General features: G+C 63.5%; 12 protein-coding genes. 7 read left to right on the top strand and 5 right to left on the bottom strand.

The window, feature by feature from the left end:
• Positions 1–7 precede the first annotated feature (7 nt).
• Entirely contained in the window at positions 8–1513 is a 1506-nt protein-coding gene (gene scpC / locus AC3CD9_RS03250) for a succinyl-CoA:acetate CoA-transferase ScpC (protein WP_488366266.1), read from the top strand.
• Between the two features lie 39 nt (positions 1514–1552).
• On the opposite strand, the gene AC3CD9_RS03255 is transcribed toward scpC, so the two are convergent.
• On the bottom strand, positions 1553–2812 hold the full coding sequence (locus AC3CD9_RS03255) for an SLC13 family permease (protein ID WP_488366267.1): 1260 nt from the start codon (positions 2810–2812) through the stop codon (positions 1553–1555).
• Between the two features lie 311 nt (positions 2813–3123).
• Here AC3CD9_RS03255 and AC3CD9_RS03260 point away from each other — a divergent pair, with 311 nt between their 5' ends.
• From AC3CD9_RS03260 to AC3CD9_RS03280, 5 genes are all read left to right on the top strand, one after another.
• The gene (locus AC3CD9_RS03260; protein WP_488366268.1) at positions 3124–3603 is read left to right on the top strand and encodes a YybH family protein; all 480 of its coding nucleotides are present in this window, start codon (positions 3124–3126) and stop codon (positions 3601–3603) included.
• The gene (locus AC3CD9_RS03265; protein ID WP_488366269.1) at positions 3600–4973 is read left to right on the top strand and encodes a purine-cytosine permease family protein; all 1374 of its coding nucleotides are present in this window, start codon (positions 3600–3602) and stop codon (positions 4971–4973) included. The genes AC3CD9_RS03260 and AC3CD9_RS03265 overlap by 4 nt, the downstream gene beginning before the upstream one ends.
• Positions 4974–5097: 124 nt before the next feature.
• A complete protein-coding gene (locus tag AC3CD9_RS03270) occupies positions 5098–6390 on the top strand; it encodes a sensor histidine kinase (RefSeq protein WP_488366270.1) in 1293 nt (430 codons plus the stop codon).
• Positions 6387–7037 carry a response regulator gene (locus AC3CD9_RS03275; protein WP_488366271.1) on the top strand — a complete coding sequence of 217 codons (651 nt, stop codon included), beginning with the start codon at positions 6387–6389 and terminating at the stop codon, positions 7035–7037. Before AC3CD9_RS03270 ends, AC3CD9_RS03275 begins: the two co-directional genes overlap by 4 nt.
• Positions 7038–7159: 122 nt before the next feature.
• A complete protein-coding gene (locus AC3CD9_RS03280) occupies positions 7160–8317 on the top strand; it encodes a fatty acid desaturase family protein (protein WP_488366272.1) in 1158 nt (385 codons plus the stop codon).
• 4 nt (positions 8318–8321) lie between these two features.
• On the opposite strand, the gene AC3CD9_RS03285 is transcribed toward AC3CD9_RS03280, so the two are convergent.
• Positions 8322–9149 carry an MBL fold metallo-hydrolase gene (locus tag AC3CD9_RS03285; protein WP_488366273.1) on the bottom strand — a complete coding sequence of 276 codons (828 nt, stop codon included), beginning with the start codon at positions 9147–9149 and terminating at the stop codon, positions 8322–8324.
• A 105-nt stretch (positions 9150–9254) separates the two neighbouring features.
• A complete protein-coding gene (locus AC3CD9_RS03290; protein WP_488366274.1) occupies positions 9255–10439 on the bottom strand; it encodes an ABC transporter permease in 1185 nt (394 codons plus the stop codon).
• 125 nt (positions 10440–10564) lie between these two features.
• Here AC3CD9_RS03290 and AC3CD9_RS03295 point away from each other — a divergent pair, with 125 nt between their 5' ends.
• The gene (locus AC3CD9_RS03295) at positions 10565–11134 is read left to right on the top strand and encodes a TetR/AcrR family transcriptional regulator (RefSeq protein ID WP_488366275.1); all 570 of its coding nucleotides are present in this window, start codon (positions 10565–10567) and stop codon (positions 11132–11134) included.
• 13 nt (positions 11135–11147) lie between these two features.
• Here AC3CD9_RS03295 and AC3CD9_RS03300 read toward each other — a convergent pair whose 3' ends face one another.
• Positions 11148–11894 carry an MgtC/SapB family protein gene (locus AC3CD9_RS03300; protein WP_488366276.1) on the bottom strand — a complete coding sequence of 249 codons (747 nt, stop codon included), beginning with the start codon at positions 11892–11894 and terminating at the stop codon, positions 11148–11150.
• Positions 11895–11999: 105 nt separating this feature from the next.
• A complete protein-coding gene (locus AC3CD9_RS03305) occupies positions 12000–14396 on the bottom strand; it encodes an ABC transporter permease (RefSeq protein WP_488366277.1) in 2397 nt (798 codons plus the stop codon).
• Between the last annotated feature and the right edge of the window lie 129 nt (positions 14397–14525).

A 14525-nucleotide genomic window follows, 5' to 3' on the forward strand; every position in this document is an offset into this window, starting at 1 on the left:
GCGAGTCATGTCGAGAATCACCTGCCCCGAACTGAGCACGAAGACCGTCACCGCTGAGGAAGCAGCCCGCCATATCGACAATGGCCAACGCGTGGCTATGAGCGGTTTCACCGGTTCCGGGTATCCGAAGGCAGTGCCGGGGGCAGTCGCCGCACGCGCTCAGGCCGTCCATGATCGGGGTGAGGACTTCCGGATCGAACTGTGGACGGGAGCATCGACGGCGCCGGAACTCGACGGGGTACTCGCCGAGGCGAACGCGGTGAGCAAACGGCTGCCGTTCCAATCCGATCCGGCGATGCGGGCCTCGATCAATTCGGGTGACACCGCATATGTCGACACTCACCTCAGCCATTCGGCTCAGCAGGCATGGTTCGGGTTCTACGGCAACCTCGACGTCGCCGTCGTCGAAGTCGCGGCGATCCTGCCCAACGGTCTGCTGGTTCCCGGCAGCTCGGTTGGGAACTCGAAGACATGGCTCGACCTGGCCGATAAGGTCATCCTCGAGGTCAATGACTGGCATCCGCGCGGCTACGAAGGCTTCCACGATGTCTACTACGGAACCCGGCGTCCGCCCGAGCGGCTGCCGATTCAGCTGCTCGAGCCGATGCAGCGCATCGGTGACCCCTATCTGCGTGTCGACCCGGCGAAGGTCGTCGCCGTGGTGGAGACGAACGCTCCGGACCGGAACCTGCCGTTCAAACCTGCCGACGAGGACTCGAAGGAGATCGCCGGTCACCTCGTTGATTTCCTCCGTCATGAGATCGCCGCAGATCGGCTGCCGCCGGAGCTGCTGCCGCTGCAGTCGGGAGTCGGCAATGTCGCCAACGCGGTGATGGGCAATCTCGCCGACAGCGAGTTCGCGGGACTGACGGCCTATACGGAAGTCATCCAGGACGGAATGCTCGACCTCATCGACAGCGGAAAGCTCACCTCGGTGTCGGCGACGGCGTTCTCGCTCTCGGCCGAACGGGCAGCGGACTTCAATGACCGGATCGAGTCGTACAAGGGCAGGATCCTGCTGCGCACCCAGGAGATGTCGAACCACCCGGAAGCCATCCGCCGCCTCGGCATCATCGCCATCAACGGGATGGTCGAGGCCGATATCTACGGCAACGTCAACTCCACGCATGTGACCGGTTCGTCGATCATCAACGGCATCGGCGGCTCCGGTGACTTCGCCCGCAACGCCTACCTCAACTTCTTCGTGTCGAACTCGCAGGCCAAAGCGGGAGCGATCTCTGCGATCGTGCCGTTCGCCAGCCATATCGACCACACCGAACACGACACTCAGATTCTGGTCACCGAACAGGGCCTGGCCGATCTGCGCGGACTGCCGCCGGTGGCCAGGGCACGGAAGGTCATCGACAACTGCGCCCACCCGGACTACCGCGATCGTCTCAACGACTACCTCGAGCGTGCGATCGCCGCGAATCCGACCGGTCGGCATACCCCGCACATCCTCGCCGAGGCCCTGTCCTGGCACGAGACGTTCCTGTCGACGGGGCATATGTGAGCAGCAGCGACAGCCGCTCGGCCCTGCCGCAGTGGCTGCTCAGCCGCTGACCACGGTCGGCACTGCGGCGACTACCCAGGCGAGTCCTGGCCCGATGAGGCACATGAGGCCGGCGTAGCCGATCATCTGTCGGTAGTAGCGGTCGCGGATGCTCGGATGGACATTGGCCAGGAGCATCGCGCCGTTGGTCGAGAACGGACTGATATCGACGATGGTCGCGGCGATCGCCAGCGCCGCGACGAACTCTCCGACATGCACGTCACCCGACTCTAGGAACGGCACCGCCAGTGCGATGACGACGCCGATGATCGCCAAGGACGACGCCAGCGCAGAGATCAGGCCGGACATGTAGAACAGCAGCAGCGCCGCCAGCAGGGGTACGCCGATCGCTGAGATGCCGGCCGAGACCCATTCGACGGTACCGGCCTCCTGCAGAACGGCGATGTAGGTGAGCACTCCGCAGATGAGGATGACGATCGACCATGAGACCTTCGACATGGCGGCCTTGCCAGCGGCAGGGTCGAGGGCAGCGAGCACTACCGAGATCGTGATGGTCACCAGGCCGACATCCCAGCTGAAGATGATCACAGACAGCGCCATCGCGATGAGCCCGATCAGGGTCGGGACCTGGGACCGCGTCAGACGGATGGTCGTTCCGCCGTCGGACTCGTGCTCTGCGAGACCGTCGTCGGCGACGGCGCGCAGTCCCGGCCGGCGACGGAGGACGAACCAGACAACGATCGCGAAGACGGTATTGAAGATGAACGGGGCGAGGAACAAGGTCAGCGGCGCAGGGGTGAGGCCGTTCTTCGTCAGATAGTCGTTGATGAAGATGCCGTAGACGCTGATCGGAGAGAATGCTCCGGCCAGGGCACCGTGGACGACGAGCAGACCGACCATGAACTGATTGATCCTATGACGCCGCGCGAACGACAGCGCCAGCGGCGCGATGATGGCCACAGCGAAGAGCGCCCCCAGCGAGATGAGGACAGCTGTCAGTGCGAAGAAGATCCAGGGCATGAGCCCGATCCGCCCGCCGACGAGCTTCACGCACCAGCGGACGATCACTTCGATCGCGCCGTTGTTCTGGGCGAAGCCGAAGAGGTAGGTCAGGCCGACGAGCGTAAGGAAGAGATCGACGGGAAAGCCTGCCAGGAACTCTTCGGGCGCCTGGTGCAGGACGAGGCCGCCGACACCGGCGGCCGCGATGAAGCCGAGCAGGCCCATATTGATGTCCCGCCAGGTTCCGATGACGAACATCAGTCCGAGGACGATTACGCAGATCAGTTCTGCACTCATGGGTTCAGCTTCTCCTTCGAACGTCAGCCGGGGAATGTCCGGCGGCACAAGGGCATGCGACTCAAATTAATGCATGTCACCTGGTGCGATCAGGTCCATTCGGCATATGAACTCACAGTGACGCTCAGCGGAAGGACTCAGTCGCCGATTCGCCGCTTCGTATAACTGAAGGCAGAATTCGTCCATCGCGGATAGTGCGGACGATCACAGACTCGTTAGTGTGTCATTCAGCTTCATCGGGCCGCACGTGAGTCGTTTGGACTCAGCGCGGCATCCTCCGTCTCTCAGTCTGCGAAAGGTCGCCGTCGATCATGAACGAATCCACACCGGAGCCCAGCGAATCCGATGTGCTCACGGCCGCCTCGACGATCGTCGATGCCTTCGCCGCCACGGACACTCAGTCGTATTTCTCCCGATTCGCCGAGGACGCCTCCTTCGTCTTCCACCCCGAAACGCGACGCCTGAACACCCGTGCGGAATATGAACAGGAGTGGGATTCGTGGTTGACCGACGGTTGGTCAGTGGCCGCCTGCGCCTCATCGGACCAGCTCGTGCAGACCTTCCCCGGCGGAGCAGTCTTCTCCCACACCGTCGATACGACCGTGAACACCGCACACGGGCGGGAATCGTACCGGGAACGCGAATCGATCGTCTTCCGCCGCCTCGGTGACGGTGAACTCATCGCCATCCACGAACACCTCTCCACGGTCCCGGGCCCTGCCGACGGCTCGTCGGCAGCTGGGCCCGGTGCCGCCGAGAGCAAGCCCGGCACCGAGGAGGTCGCGCAGTGAACTGGTACCGCCGTTTGGAACAGCGATTGGAATCCGGCCACGATTCCGGAGTCATCCGCGGAACCCTGACCGGGGGACGGATGTTCATGATCTGGCTGGCCGCGAACCTCGTCGTCACGACTCTGTTGACCGGAACCCTCTTCGTCCCCGGCGTCGACTTCACCACAGCGGTCATCGTCATCATCGTCGGCACGATCATCGGCACCATCGTGCTCACGCTCATCGGCAACATCGGCACGCGCACGGGCCTGGCGACCATGGCCATCACGCGCGGTGCCTTCGGCGCTAAGGGCAGCTTCCTGCCGGTCGCCGCCAACGTCATCATCCTCATGGGCTGGAGCTGGGTGCAGGCCATGTTGGCGGGAATCAGCGTCAACTACGTCGTCGCCCAGACGACGGGATTCTCCAACCCGATCCTCTTCTCCGTACTCTGCCAGGCGCTCGTCGTCGGACTGGCGATCCTCGGCCACGAAGGGATCGAGAAGGCCGAACCCTGGTTCGCTCTTCTCATCCTGCTGGTCATGGCCTATGTCTTCGTCATCGCGTTCACGGGACACTCACCCGGCGAATACGCAGGAATCGAGAGCCTGCCGGAGCTCGAGTTCACTCCGGTCCTCGCACTCGATATCGTCATCTCCACAGCCATCTCCTGGACCGTGCTCTCCGGCGACCTCAACCGTTTGTCCGGGACTCAGAAGGCCGGAATCGTCGGATCGGGTCTGGGCTACCTGACCTCGACCGTGCTGGCGATGATGCTGGGTCTCACCGCGTTCAGCTTCATCCTGCTCGACGGGGGAGACCCGGCCGAATTCGACCCGACGGCCCTGGCCGCGGAATTCGGGTGGGCGCTGGCCATCGTCATCTTCCTCTCGGTCATGGCCACGAACACGATGGTCGTCTACGGAATGGTCAACTCCGTCGTCGGCGCACAGAGCAGGACGAAGCTGAAATTCCTGCCGACGGCCCTCATCCTCGGCGCGATCTCGATCATCGGATCGACCTGGCTGGCCCTGCTCGACCAGTACACCGACTTCCTCACGATGATCGGGGCGTTCTTCGTCCCCGTCTTCGCCATCCTCATCGTCGACTACTACATCATCAAACGCGGTGCCTACTCACCCGACATCCTCAAAGACTCCGGCGGCCTCTACTCCTACACTCGCGGAGTCAATTGGGTGGCCGTCGGGGTGTGGGTCCTCGGGGCGTTGGCGTCCTATGTGCTCACCTACGCCTATCCGAGCCCGATCGGAGCGACGATCCCGTCCTTCGCCATCTCCTTCGTGCTCTACCTCGCGCTGTCCTGGGGCAGCCGAGCGAAGTTCGCGGGAACTCGGCACGCGCACCTGGCCGACGGGATCCGCGGAAGCTGACCGGGGAGCTCTCGGTTCCGGACCGAAAACTGACCACTATGTGCCGTTCCCAGGTGATGAAGCAGCACAGGCGCTATGATCGCAACGGTCGGCCGGAATCACAGAAGGGAACCGGGTGTCTGTGATGGTTACGAAAGTCTTCGACAGGTTCATGCCTCCTAACCGTCGACTCAACCCCGAGGCGCTGGCCTGGGTCGTGGTGATCGTTCTTGCCATCGTCATGCTCGCGGTGGAATCGTCGATCGCCGTCTCGGTCAATGAGGCCCCCGTCGCATTGGCCTTCGTCGTCACCATCGTCCATGTCGGGTCCATGCCGCTGTCCATGCTGCGCCCGCTCTTCGGCACGATCATGTCGATCGCAGCCTGCACTGTGCTGCCGCTGCTGGGGCCGCTCGTGTCGGGTGTGCCGTGGCCGTGGATGGTTCCGATGATGATCACTCAGATCGTCATCATCCTCATCATCGGCCTTCGCGCCCACTGGGGAGTGGCTCTGGCCGCACTGCTCGGCAGCATCGCAGGTTCGGCGGTCGCGGTGCTCATTACTCATCTGCTCGTCGCAGACACCCGCACCGACGGCGCCATCGTCAACATCCTCATCTACTCCTGCATCGCCGGCGGCGTCTACCTCGCCGCGGTCATCATCCAGCAATGGCAGCTCATCCGCTCCCAACTGGTCCAGGAGAAGGAGAACACCGCGGAGGAGCACTCCAAACGCGTGACCATCGAGGAGAAGGCCCGCATCGCCAGGGAACTCCACGACATCGTCGCCCACAGCATGTCGATCATCAACATCCAGGCCTCCAGCGCACCGTTCCGGCATGCCGGGATCGACTCAGAAGTGGCCAAAGAGTTCGAAGACATCTCCACCTCCGCCCGCACAGCGCTGACCGAGATGCGCGGACTGCTCAGCGTCCTGCGCAACGATGAAGGCGGAGGCCAACTGGCGCCGCAGCCGAAGTTCTCCGAGATCGACCCGCTCATCGAGAAGGCCCGACAGGCCGGAGTGCAGGTCACCGTCGAACGCAGCGGCGAACCGATCGACCACCTCATGCGCGACAGCACCGGACTCGCCGGCTACCGCATCATCCAAGAAGCCCTGAGCAACGCGATCCGCCACGCCCGCAACTCCGCCATCGCCATCCGCATCCGCGGTGGCAGCTCAGCCGTCTGGATCAGCGTCACCAACGACTACGGCGACGGCCCCGGCGAGGCCGCGAAACACGAGAAGCACAGTCGGCAGGGACTGATCGGCATGCGCGAACGGGCAGCCTCGGTCGGTGGGGAGATCCGCAGCGGAGCCACTGCCGACGGAGGCTTCGAAGTCGAAGCAGTGCTGCCGCTTTCGCCCCGCGCACGCCCGACCGACGACAGCGAACCGAGCGCCGACACTTCGGTCACGGACAAGGAGACCCCATGATCAGGATCGTCATCGCCGATGACCAAGCGATGGTCCGCGCCGGCTTCGCCGCGCTGCTGAGCGCTCATGCAGATATCGAGGTCATCGGACAGGCCGAAGACGGTGCACACTGCGTCGATCTCGTCGCCGACCTTGACCCCGATATCGTCCTCATGGACGTCCGAATGCCGCTGCTGGACGGAATCGAAGCAACCCGCACGATCGTCGCCGCGAATGCCGAGACCCGAATCATCATGCTCACCACCTTCGACATCGACGACTACGTCTTCGACGCCATCCGCGCCGGGGCCAGCGGTTTCCTCCTCAAGGATGCCCCGCCCAGCGAACTCGCCGAGGCGGTTCGCATCGTCGCCGGAGGCGAAGCGCTCCTGGCCCCGAGTGTGACGAAACGGGTCATCGAACACTTCGCCACCGGAGGACAGAAGCCCAACCGCACAGCGCTGCCCGAACTCACCGACCGGGAACGCGAGATCCTCATCCAAGTCGCCCGCGGAGCGTCGAATACGGAGATCGCCGCGAGCCTGCACATCGCTGTGCAGACTGTGAAGACCCACGTCTCCCGGATCCTGTACAAACTCGATGCCCGAGATCGCGCCCAAGCAGTCATCGCCGCCTACGAGTCCGGTCTCGTCGTCCCCAACAGCTGAGTTCCGCATCTGTCCTCATCTCGGACCCCCCTACCCGAGTAGGGGGTGAAGAACGGCTCCCAGGGGTGACGAAAAACGGCGCGGGCATCCATACGGTGGGAACCATGAACCCGTCTGACCTCATGACTTCTGAACCGTCTTCCGCAACTGCGACCGCACTGTCGACTCCGGCACCGGATCGGGCCACGCGGGCGGAGGTGCTCGAACGCAGGCGAGCGAAGAGGGGAACTGCCGAACAGGAGTTCACCAGCGATTTCAGCGCGCTGATGGCGCAGGTCAAAGAAGCGGGCCTGCTGGCCAGGCGGCCGGGCTGGAACACCCTGCGCTTCGGCCTCCTCGGACTCGGCTATGTCGCGTCCTTCGCCATGCTCTTCCTCATCGGTGAGAGCTGGTGGCAGTTGGCGACCGCAGTCGTGTTCGGTGCACTGTTCACCCAGACCGCCTACGTCGCCCACGACGCAGCACACCGACAGATCTTCACCAGCGGAAAAGTGGGGGAGTGGGTGTCAACGATCATCGGCAACCTCTTCATCGGACTGAGCTACGGATGGTGGCTGAAGAAGCACAATGCGCTTCACCACGCCAATCCGAACAAGGCCGGAGTCGACGGAGACATTGCTCCAGGGGCCCTCGTCTTCACTCCTGAGGATGCACGTGAACGCACGGGCCTGGCCAAATGGTTCGCGGCACGTCAGGGCTGGTTCTTCCTGCCGCTGCTGACCCTGGCCGGTCTCCAGCTGCACGTCGAATCCGTCAAGGCCATCGTCCGGGGACAGTCGTCGATCAAACGCCGTTGGATCGAAGGCGTCTTCATCGGAATCCGCCTCATCGGGTTCCCCGCGCTCGCCATCTGGGCGGCTGGCCCCCTCATCGGCAGCGTCTTCTTCCTCGTCCAGCTAGCCGTCTTCGGAGTGCATATGGGCGGATCATTCGCTCCTAACCACAAGGGCCAGCCGATCGTTCCCAAAGATGTGAAGATCGACTTCCTGCGCCGTCAGACGCTGATGTCACGCAATATCTCCGGCGGTCGCTTCATGGGATTCCTCATGGGCGGTCTGAACTATCAGATCGAACACCACCTGTTCCCCAGCATGCCGAGCGTCAACCTGCACCGGGTGCAGCCGATGGTCCGCGAATACTGCCGCCAGAAGGGCATCACCTACACCGAGACGACTCTGCTCGAGTCCTACAAGATCATCATCGCCTACCTCAACCGGGTGGGCCTCGGCGAAGCAGACCCCTTCGACTGCCCCGTCACCGCGCAGTTCCGGTCGCGCTGAGAACTCAGGTGAGGTGATCGTGGTCGCCGGAGACCCATTCGGCGTAGCGTTCCGCTGAGGTCTGCACCGCAGAATGCGCACCAGTGCCGATCGACTGACCGAAGTTGCCGTACATGCGGTCGAAGTCGAGATCGATCACCGAGGCGGCGATGCGCCTGACGACCGCGGCCGATAACGGCAGATAGTTCGGGAAGCTGCGCATGAACGTCACCCACCCCGATCGCGCCACCGGACCGATCGAATCGCCGCTGAGCATGACCCCGGCGCCGTCGGCGCCCGTCCAGACTGCCACCGCACTGCCGGGGAAATGACCTCCGGTCCTCCGGAGCCTCACCCCCGGCACCGGCTCCGCCTCATGGAAATAGGGGCAGACGGCCCGGCCGGTCCGCTGCACCCATTCGAGGTCAGCCCGGCACACGAAGACGGGAGCATCGTCGAAGGCGGCGCTCCATTCCAACTGGGTGCCGAACATGTGCGGGTGGCTGGCGGCGATCGCCGCAACTCCGCCGAGGTCCCGGACCGCCGCGACCGCCTCGGCGTCGATATAGGCGGGGACATCGAAGAGCACATTGCCGGAATCGGTGCACGCGAGATAGCAGGTCTGCCCGATCCCGAGCTTCGGTTCGACGCGGATGGCGAAGAGACCGGGCTCCCGATCCGCCGTGGTGATGCGGTGGCCTTCGGATTCGAGGTCTGCCCGAGTCGTCCACTGTTGGCCGGAGGCAGGAATCCATTGCCGATCGTCCTCGCAGATCGGACACAGCTGTGGTGGAGGCGTCGTCGTCTCCACCCCGCAGGTGCGGCAGATCGTCACATCGGAAAATGCCACCATGTCATCCTCTCGGTTCCACAGAGGAAACCACAGACTCCCACCGAGCCTAGTACTCACATGAAGTGAAGACCAGGATCGATGGGAGTCCAACGACGCGGCAGCTTGTCAGTGGGCGGCCATGTGCGCCTTCCTGTGGGCGATGACGTGGCCGACGAGGATGAGCGCGATGCCGACGACGAGCCAAGCGCTGAGCACCCACCACTGGAGAGCCAACGGCGCGTCAGGGAAGTAGGAGAGATCGCGCAGCAGCGTGCCCGCCGCACCGGGGACGAAGAACTGTCCGATATCGCCCCAGGAGCCGGCGAGGAACTCCTTCGGCTGATTGAGCGAGGCGATCGGATTGCCGATGAGCATGGTGAGCACCGCACCGAACGCGATGCCGGCAGGGCCGATGAGGGAGACGAAGCCGTTGATCAGACCGACCGTGGCCGCGATCGACAAGCCGATCGCCAGCGCATTGATCGCGAAGTTCCCCTGCAGGATCCCGAACCAGGTCTGCATGATCAGCGCCAGTGCCAGTCCTCCGACGACTCCGTAGACGATGGTGCCGACCAGGCGCATCCGCCGTGAACGGATGCCCATGCTGGTGAGCACACCGCCGACGATGCCGCCGAGGGTCAGCGGCAGACCCGCGATGGCCAGGCCCGCACCGGAGGGATCGTCGTCGGAGAGCGGCACGACGTCGGTGATCTTCACCTGCGGAACCTCCATCGCCGAGGCGGCCGGACCGGCGCCCTCTCCAGCTGGGTTGCCCTGCGGCGGGGCCTGACCGGCGGCCGCGGCCTCGAGGGCCTTCTGCATCTGCTCCTGCATCTTCTTCGTGCCTTCCTGGAGGCCCGAGATCGCCTGTTGGTCGATGCTCTGCTGCATCTGGGTGCCGATTCCGCTGAGCTGCTGCGCGACAGCAGGGGAGGCGGCCTTGGCGATGAGGATCTCCGGTTCGTCCTCGAGGACGAAGGCGCCGTAGACTTCTCGCTGTTCGATGAGGTTGACCGCCTCGGCGCGTGAGTCGACGGTCCTGAGGTCGAGCATGCCGTCCGGGGCGTTCTCAGCGATCTGGTCGATCTGCTCCGCGTCTCCGACCGCTGCGATCGGCAGGTCTTTGGGGTTCGAGGTCACGGTCGGCCAGCTGAAGGCGAGCATGACGAGGCTGACGACGGCGGCTGCGAGGACGGCGACGAGGATCGCGCGTCCGAACTGTGGGGGAGCGGCCTGCGCCGCCTTCTCCGGTGTCTCGCTCACCGCCGGGTGGTCGGCCATGTCTTCTCTGCTGAGTATCTGGGTCGGCATGTCTGTCCAATCATCAAAAACGAATACTCGTTCATTATGAAACCGTCGGCTACGATATATCAAGAAGGGTCATTCGTTTTTTTGGGGGAGATGTGCCGAAGGTCACCGAGGAGCACAAGAGTGCGATGCGTGCCAGGATTCAGGATGCGGCGCTGGCCTGCTTCGCGCGCAGGGGGTTCGCTGGTGCGTCGATGGCTGACATCGTCAAGGAAGCGGGGCTGTCGGCCGGAGCGGTCTACGTCTACTACGCGTCGAAGGCAGACCTGATGATCGACGTCGCCCGCCGGGTGATGGAGCCGCGCATGGCGGTGCTCGAGGCGGCCAAGTCCGGAAGTGAGGTGACAGCTCCTGCCGAGGTGCTCGTCGAGCTCATCGATTCCCTGCTCATCGACAATCCGTTCGCCTCGGTCATGGTTCAGGTCTGGGGAGAATCTTCCTACGACACGGAGTTCGCGAGTTTCGCAGGCGGGGTCTTCGAGGCGCTCATCGAAGAATTCACCGTCTATCTTGCTGCCTATCTGCAGGATCAGCGGGGAGCGGACGCTGAAGCCGCGCGGGCCCGTGCCGCGGCAATGGTGCCCGGGCTGTTGGCAATGATCCAGGGGGCCGTCGTCCAGGCGACCGTTTTCGGCGAATCATCCCGGCTGCGGGTCCGGGCCGGAATCGAAGCAGTGCTCTCCAGCGTCGATTTCTGAGTTCGTCGGCTGCTCAGACGGAATCGCCGTCGTCATCGACCGAGTGGACGCGGTCTTCGCGCATGCTCACCGTGTCGACTCCGTTCAACTCCATGAGCGGGGCGACGAGCAGGTTCAGAGGCCGCTTTCCGTCGAACCTCACATCGACCTGCACCATCCGCGTCCTGTCGGCGGACTCGAAGCGGCGTGAATCGACGATGGTATTCGCAAATCCCATTCGGCCGGCCAGCGCGAGGATCTCGCGGAGGATACCGGCCCCGTCGCGGTAGGTGATGCGCAGGAGTTTGCGGTGGTCGCTGTTAGGAATCTTGCGGATGAGAGGCGCGATGACGAACAGCGTGAACAAGTGCAGGGCAGTGAGCATCGTGGCCAAGGGCAGCATCCCCGCACCGCAGGCCATTCCGACGGCTGCGGTGACCCAGATCGTTGCAGCGGTGGTGAGTCCACGGACCATGTTGCGTCCCTTGAAAATGACTCCGGCGCCGAGGAAGCCGATGCCGGAGACGATCTGCGCGGAGATCCGAGAAGGGTCGAGGCGGACGTCGTTCTCGAGCACTCCGGCGAATCCATACGCGGAGATCAGAGTGAAGGCGCAGGTGCCGATGCCCACGAGCACGTGGGTGCGGTACCCGGCGGCCTTCTGCCTGAACTGCCGTTCGAAGCCGATGAGGGAACACAGGACGAAGCTGGCCAGCAGCAGGCCTGCTTCCAGCAGGCCGGTGCTGCTCATGATGTTCTCAAGCGACGCGGAGTTGACCATAGTGCCTTCACCATAGCCCCACACCCAACGAACAACCCCCAATTACTACCTGACGGCGGCCCAGCTACCTCGCGCGAGGTTGCTGGGCCGCCGTCGGGTAGCAGGTCAGACTGTGGAGGGGATTGATTCCTCGTGTGGTCTGCGGCTGCGGGTCTGGCCGTCGCCGGCGGTCGGGGCCTGACGATCGGACTCCTGCGCGTCGGTGTTGTCGTCGACGATGGACCCTTGAACGGTCTGGTACGACTCATGGCCGGGCGCGGAGTCCCGATCGGCCGCCTCGGCGTCGGACTTCGCATGATCCTGGGACATGCCCAACGCCAATGCCTGCTTGCGCTGTTCCTTGGCGATCTCTCGCTCGCGTTCGAGGTGGAGGTTGCCGAAGTCATGGGCGGTGCGCGGCGGTTTGATCCCGTCGATGAGGAAGACGAGAGCCAGCGACACCAGTCCCCACAGGCCGAGGACCTGCAGATTCTCGGTCACGATATCGCCGTCGAAATACAGGATCGAGCGGATGGTCTCGACCGAGGCGGCCATCGGCAGGAAGTCGTGCAATGTGGCGAAGAACTTCGGCACCATATACTGCGATAGGGCTCCGTTCGACGACGGCACTCCGGCGAACATGAGCGTGCCGATGACCGGGATGATCGCGAACATGCCCAAGAGCCTTTCGAAGACCATGGCGAACATGGAGATGCAGGCGATGGCGATGATGCCGGCGCCCCACAGTGCCGCGAAATGCCCGTCGACGGCTCCGGTGATCGGACCGGCGATGGTCGCGACGACCAGCGACATGAACGGTGCGTATGCGACGATGATCGGCAGCATCCGCTTCAGCGGCCTGGTCCACGGGTTGGCGTTAGCGGCAACGATGACGACCATGAAGCCGGCGAGGATCCATCCCATCGCCACGTACATCACAACCACGCCGTTCTTGTCCCGATCGGGCAGGGGCTTGAGGTTGTCGATTGTGAGATCGGAGTCCTGTGCCTGAGCCACCTGTTCGAAGACCTGCACGGCCACACGGTAGGAAGCGTTGTTGCCGGACTGGTTGGCCAAGAGCTCGAAATCCGGATTCTTCTCGCTGGGCAGGATGAGCGCGGCGACCTCATCGCGGTTCTCCACAAGCCGACGGGCCTCGCCCTTGTCATCGAGCGCGGTGAACTCGAACTTTCCGTCCATCTGCTCATCGAGCTGCTTGATCGTGTCTTCGGCCTGTTCGACCGAGGACCCGACGACCGCGACCGGCATGTCCTTCGGCATCGGCGAATGCATCGCTCCGAGCATGAACGTGATCATCATGGTCACCATCGCCAGCGGGAAGAGGGTCAGCGAGATATAGCGCATGAGCTTCGTATCCGGCCTCCGCCCGCCGTGGATCGCGGCCACATTGACATCCAGGGGCACAGGGTGTTCATTGCGCTTGGCGTAGAAGTGGTCATAGACCTTCGTCAGCAGCAGACCGGCCACCGCGCCGAGGGCGAGGACGAACAGGTGCTCGGTGACTCCGTTGCCGTCGAAGTAGAGCACGGAGCGCAGGGACTCGCCGATCGCCGGCATCGGCAGGAACTCGTGGGTGAAGCGGAAGAACTTCGGCATGCTGTACACCGGCATCGCCATATTCGACGACGGCATGCCGAGGACCATGAGGAAGAGGATCCCGAGAATCACACCCAGTGCCCCGACGAGGCGGGTGATGAAGAGTTGGACGGAGGAGATGGCGAAGACGCCCAGCCAGGCGATGCCGAGCACAGCCACCGTGTCCTTGGCATCGACGACATCGAGGATCGGGCAGGCCACGGTCCACACGAGGCCGGCGATGGCAGCCGACCACCCGGCGAGGATCGGCACGATGCGTTTGAACTTCAGCAGTTCAGGCGAATTCGACCGCAGAACGCTGAAGGGCATGTAGCCGGCCATGACGATGGAAGTCATGAGGAACATCGCCGCCATTCCGGACGGATCGTTGTCCGGCAGCGGGACGATGTCGTCGGTCTTGACCGTGAACCCGTCGTCAGCGAGCGCGGGACGCACGAGCTGCTCGACGGTGGTTGACTGTTGGACCCCGGCTCCGCTGGCGGTGACGATCGTCGCGGTATCGCCCTTGACGATGATCGCGGCCGAGGCCTCCCTGTCATAGACGTTCTGGCGGGCGTCGTAGGCACTATCGGTCGTTTCGATATCGAAGGCGTCGGGTTCGGCGCCGTTGATCGCAAATGTCACATCGTCGGCCTTGGCCGATGACCCGGCCACCACGATGGGCATGTCGTTGGCTTCGGGGGAGTGCATCGTCCCCAGGTAGCTCGTGATCATCATGCCCACGAAGATGAGCGGCATGAGGAAGATCGCAACGGTGCGGCCGATGAATTCGGCTTTCGCGCGTTTGGCCGCTGCTTGGTCTTCGGTGGTCACAGTCGAGCCGGCCTCGGAGTCGGAAGCCGGGTGCGATGTCGGGTGCTCGGACTCGAGGGCCTCTCTTCTCGTTCGCGGTTGGCTATCGGACATTGTCGTCCCCTTCAAGGATCGGAAATCGTGTGATCCTCGTCGACCACTGTGAACTTCGCCAGTTTAAGACACGTGACTTAATAGTGAAAAATCGAGAACTTGTGAATTCGAGCGCGAATGGAAAGATGA

The sequence above is a fragment of the Brevibacterium sp. MGP-B1 genome (assembly GCF_057766545.1).

Coding starts and splice junctions, on each gene's coding strand:
- AC3CD9_RS03255 (WP_488366267.1), bottom strand. CDS start 2,812: ATGAGTGCAGAACTGATCTGCGTAATCGTCCTCGGACTGATGTTCGTC.
- AC3CD9_RS03290 (WP_488366274.1), bottom strand. CDS start 10,439: ATGCCGACCCAGATACTCAGCAGAGAAGACATGGCCGACCACCCGGCG.
- AC3CD9_RS03260 (WP_488366268.1), top strand. CDS start 3,124: ATGAACGAATCCACACCGGAGCCCAGCGAATCCGATGTGCTCACGGCC.
- AC3CD9_RS03300 (WP_488366276.1), bottom strand. CDS start 11,894: ATGGTCAACTCCGCGTCGCTTGAGAACATCATGAGCAGCACCGGCCTG.
- AC3CD9_RS03295 (WP_488366275.1), top strand. CDS start 10,565: ATGCGTGCCAGGATTCAGGATGCGGCGCTGGCCTGCTTCGCGCGCAGG.
- AC3CD9_RS03305 (WP_488366277.1), bottom strand. CDS start 14,396: ATGTCCGATAGCCAACCGCGAACGAGAAGAGAGGCCCTCGAGTCCGAG.
- AC3CD9_RS03270 (WP_488366270.1), top strand. CDS start 5,098: ATGGTTACGAAAGTCTTCGACAGGTTCATGCCTCCTAACCGTCGACTC.
- AC3CD9_RS03280 (WP_488366272.1), top strand. CDS start 7,160: ATGACTTCTGAACCGTCTTCCGCAACTGCGACCGCACTGTCGACTCCG.
- AC3CD9_RS03275 (WP_488366271.1), top strand. CDS start 6,387: ATGATCAGGATCGTCATCGCCGATGACCAAGCGATGGTCCGCGCCGGC.
- AC3CD9_RS03285 (WP_488366273.1), bottom strand. CDS start 9,149: ATGGTGGCATTTTCCGATGTGACGATCTGCCGCACCTGCGGGGTGGAG.
- scpC (WP_488366266.1), top strand. CDS start 8: ATGTCGAGAATCACCTGCCCCGAACTGAGCACGAAGACCGTCACCGCT.